We start from the raw sequence: 3,582 nt of genomic DNA on the forward strand, positions 1-3,582 counted from the left end.
CATTAACGCATCGCGGGCTAAAGCCCGCTCCCACAGTAAATTACTCAGCACGGGAAAAATCCATGTACGACTACATCATCATCGGCGCCGGTTCGGCGGGCTGCGTATTGGCCAACCGCCTCACCGAAGACCCGGCCTGCCGGGTGCTGCTGCTGGAAGCGGGCGGGGGGGACGATGCGCCCGCCATCCGCATCCCGGCGCTGCACGGGCAGCTACAGGACAGCCCCTGCGATTGGGGCGACCGCACCACGCCGCAGGCGCAGCTTTTCGGGCGCCGCATCTTCATGCCCCAGGGACGGGTGCTGGGCGGGTCCAGCGCCATCAATTACCTCATCTACATCCGTGGCAACCGCGCCGATTACGATCAATGGCGACAGGCCGGCAATGCTGGATGGGATTATGACGAGGTCCTGCCTTACTTCATAAAGTCCGAGGCCAATCAGAACTTTAATGACCGCTACCACGGCACGGCGGGACCACTGGCGGTGTGCAGCCATCCGCCCGGCCATCCGCTGGTGGAACGCTATTTCGCCGCCGCCCGGGAACTCGGCATCCCGTACAACCCGGATTTCAACGGCGAACGCCAGGAAGGCTGCGGCCCCTTGCAGGCCACGCTGGCCAACGGCATCCGGTGCGGCGCGGCCCAGGCTTATCTGCATCCGGCCCGCACCAGGCCGAATCTGACCGTGCTGACCCACGCCCACGCCACCCGGCTGCGGTTCCACAGCCACCGGGCGGTCGGCGTCGATTACCTGCGCTTCGGGAATTTGGAACGGGCCGAGGCGTCCAGCGAAATCATCCTGTCCGCCGGTGCCCTGCGCTCGCCGCAGTTGTTGCTGCTGTCCGGCGTCGGGCCGCAGGCCGAACTGGCGCGGCTGGGCATCCCCGTCCGCCTGGACCTGCCCGGAGTGGGCAAGAATTTGCAGGACCACCTACACACCCGGGTGCGCTGCGCCATCACCGCGCCGCTGACCCTGGCCGGGTTGTCCGCCGCCGACCGGGACGCCGCCCGGCGCGAATACGAGGCCAAGCGGACCGGCCCGTTCGCCTCGAATTTCCTGGAGGCCGGTGCCTTCCTCAAAAGCCAGCCGGACGAAGCCGTCCCCGGCTTGCAGATGTTCTTCCTGATGACCCTGCCCCCGGATCACCCCGAAGGTGCGGCGCTCCACAGACATGGAATGACCTTCACCGCCTACATCAACCGACCGTTGAGCCGGGGCGAAATCCGGCTGGCCTCGGCGGACCCGCTGGACCGGCCCCTCATCGACCCCGGCTATCTGAGTGAGGCCGACGACCTGCGTTGCGCCATCGCCGGGGTGCGCTGGAATCTACGGATTCTTTATGCCAAGGCGTTCGACGATGTTCGCGGCGAGCAAATCGCGCCGGGCGTCGATGTGCGGAGCGACATGGAGATTGAGGATTTCGTGCGCCGCACCGCCTCCACCACCTGGCACCCGGCGGGCACCTGCAAGATGGGGAGCGACGCCGGGGCGGTGGTCGATAGCCAATTGCGGGTCCGGGGGCTGGACGGGCTGCGGGTGGTGGACGCTTCGATCATGCCGACCATCGTCAGCGGCAACACCAACGCGCCGACCATCACGATTGCCGAGAAGGCGGCGGATATGATTCGTAAAAGTTTACCTGATTAGCAACGAAGCTCAGTCAGCACCGGACTCCCGCAGATACCGTCTTATCGCCCCTCACGCAATCCCATGATTCGGATCACGGGCCTTGACCCGTAGGGACTGGGGCGCAGGGGGAATTGCAGGGCGTCCCGCCCTTACCTCGACCGGCTGTCGATCTCCACCCGTTCCAAGCGGACGGTCATCTTGCGGATGGCGATGATTGACAGGAGCAGGAACACGACCTGGACCACGGGATGCTGCCAAGCCCACTCCATGGCGGTCATGATTAAGCCGCCCTCCTTACCCCCGCCTTCCATGTTAATCACATAGAGTGCGCGGCCTATCCCTATTGCGATGATGGTGATGAGCAGGCTGATGGTGGTCTTGACCAGCAGCGACATCAGATAGGCCACCTTGCCGACCTGATCGGCGAAGGAGAAGTTCGGCGTCTCCAGGAAGCTCTGGATCCGGTCCGCCAGCTTGTAGCCCAGCGCGATGCTCCGCTCGAACTCGATATAGTCCACATTGGCGGGTCCGGTGATCCGTTTCGCCAATTGCTTTTGGAAATGCTCGCGCCGCTTCTCGGCATAGGACCTGTACCACTTCTTGAATTCCTTGGCGCCCTCCACCCGGGGATTCAGGCGGTAGATGATCGAGTCGTAGAGGAAGCTGGCCCGGAAGAATCGCACCGCGTCGGTCCGGCTGGTGATGCCGTAGTCGCCCAGGATGAAGATCATCTTCATGAACAAGCCCCCGGTGCATTTCTCCTCCCAGGTCGAATAATCGCTCTGCATCGCCAAGTACCAGCCCCGCACCACATGCAGCAAATCATCCAGCAGCTTGCCCACGTCCACCGGCGGCAAGGGTTCGGCGGTCGCGAGGATGCTTTGGCTCATCCCGTTCAAGTCGCCGTCGGTCAGATGGCGGTAGAACTGCATCAGGTTGTGCTTGAACTTCTTGGACAAGGAACCGCAGGAACCGAAGTCAATCATGACGAAGGTGTTATCGGGCCGCACGATGATGTTGGCTGGGTGGGGATCGGCGTGGAAGAAATCGCTCTCGAAGATTTCCCAGAAGAACACCCGCAACATGCGCTTGCCGATCAGGACGGGATCGTAGCCGCGCATGGAAAGGCTCAGCAGTTCCTCCTGGTTGCCCTCCTGAATCGCCACCAGGAATTCGCTGAGGAACGCGCCGGCGATGAATTCCGACACCAGCACCCGGTCGTTGCACAGTTCGTGGACCAAGCGGGGCGCCGTGACATACGGGCAATGGCGGGCGTCGCGCCGGAAAATCTCCGTGTAGCGGGCCTCGGTGCGGAAGTCCAACTCTTCCAGCAACATGCGCCGCAGTTCCAGGGTGAAGCTGCTGGCGACGCCGGGCCGCATGATGCCCAAGCTTTCGGAAATGCGCGACAACAGGCTCAAAGCCTTGAGGTCGGCGACCATCAACTGGGCGATGCCGGGCCGCCGCACCTTCACCGCCACTTTGTCGCCGCTGAGCAATTCCGCCTGGAACACGCAGGAGATCGAGGCCGAGCCGATGGGCACCGGATCGAAGATGCGGAAGACATCTTGCAGCCGCCGCCCGGTGGAGCTTTCGATGGTTTCGATGGCCTTCTTGGTGGGAAAGGGCGGCACCCGGTCCAGCAGCTTGCCCAGTTCCTCGCAATAGGCGGCGGACAGCACGTCCGCCCGGATGGAGAGCTGCTGGCCGATCTTGATGGCGGTGGGGCCGAGATTTTGCAGCATGTGGCGGACCCGCACGGCGCGGGTCTCCGGCGAGCCGCGCAACCTGATCCAGTCGTAGACGATGCCCAGCAAAAGCAACAGCAGTTGGTAATTCCAGACCACCACCCGCCGCGCCACGGCGGACATGGACGCATTGAAGTTGATGCCGGTGGTATGCGGGACGACTTGCCGCAGCGCCTTGACCGGGGGACCAGTCCGCTTCCGTC

General features: G+C 63.6%; 2 protein-coding genes. One reads left to right on the plus strand and one right to left on the minus strand.

Features of this window, described 5'->3' with window-relative positions; translation table 11 throughout:
• Positions 1-62 precede the first annotated feature (62 nt).
• Positions 63-1,649, plus strand: a complete 1,587-nt coding sequence (locus ACXWUF_RS20475) for a GMC family oxidoreductase (protein ID WP_458496413.1) — start codon at positions 63-65, stop codon at positions 1,647-1,649.
• Positions 1,650-1,780: 131 nt separating this feature from the next.
• On the opposite strand, the gene ACXWUF_RS20480 is transcribed toward ACXWUF_RS20475, so the two are convergent.
• Positions 1,781-3,582, minus strand: a 1,802-nt coding sequence (locus tag ACXWUF_RS20480) for an ABC1 kinase family protein (RefSeq protein WP_458496414.1), incomplete at its 5' end; no start/stop codon positions are given.

The sequence above is a fragment of the Methylomagnum sp. genome (assembly GCF_054333355.1).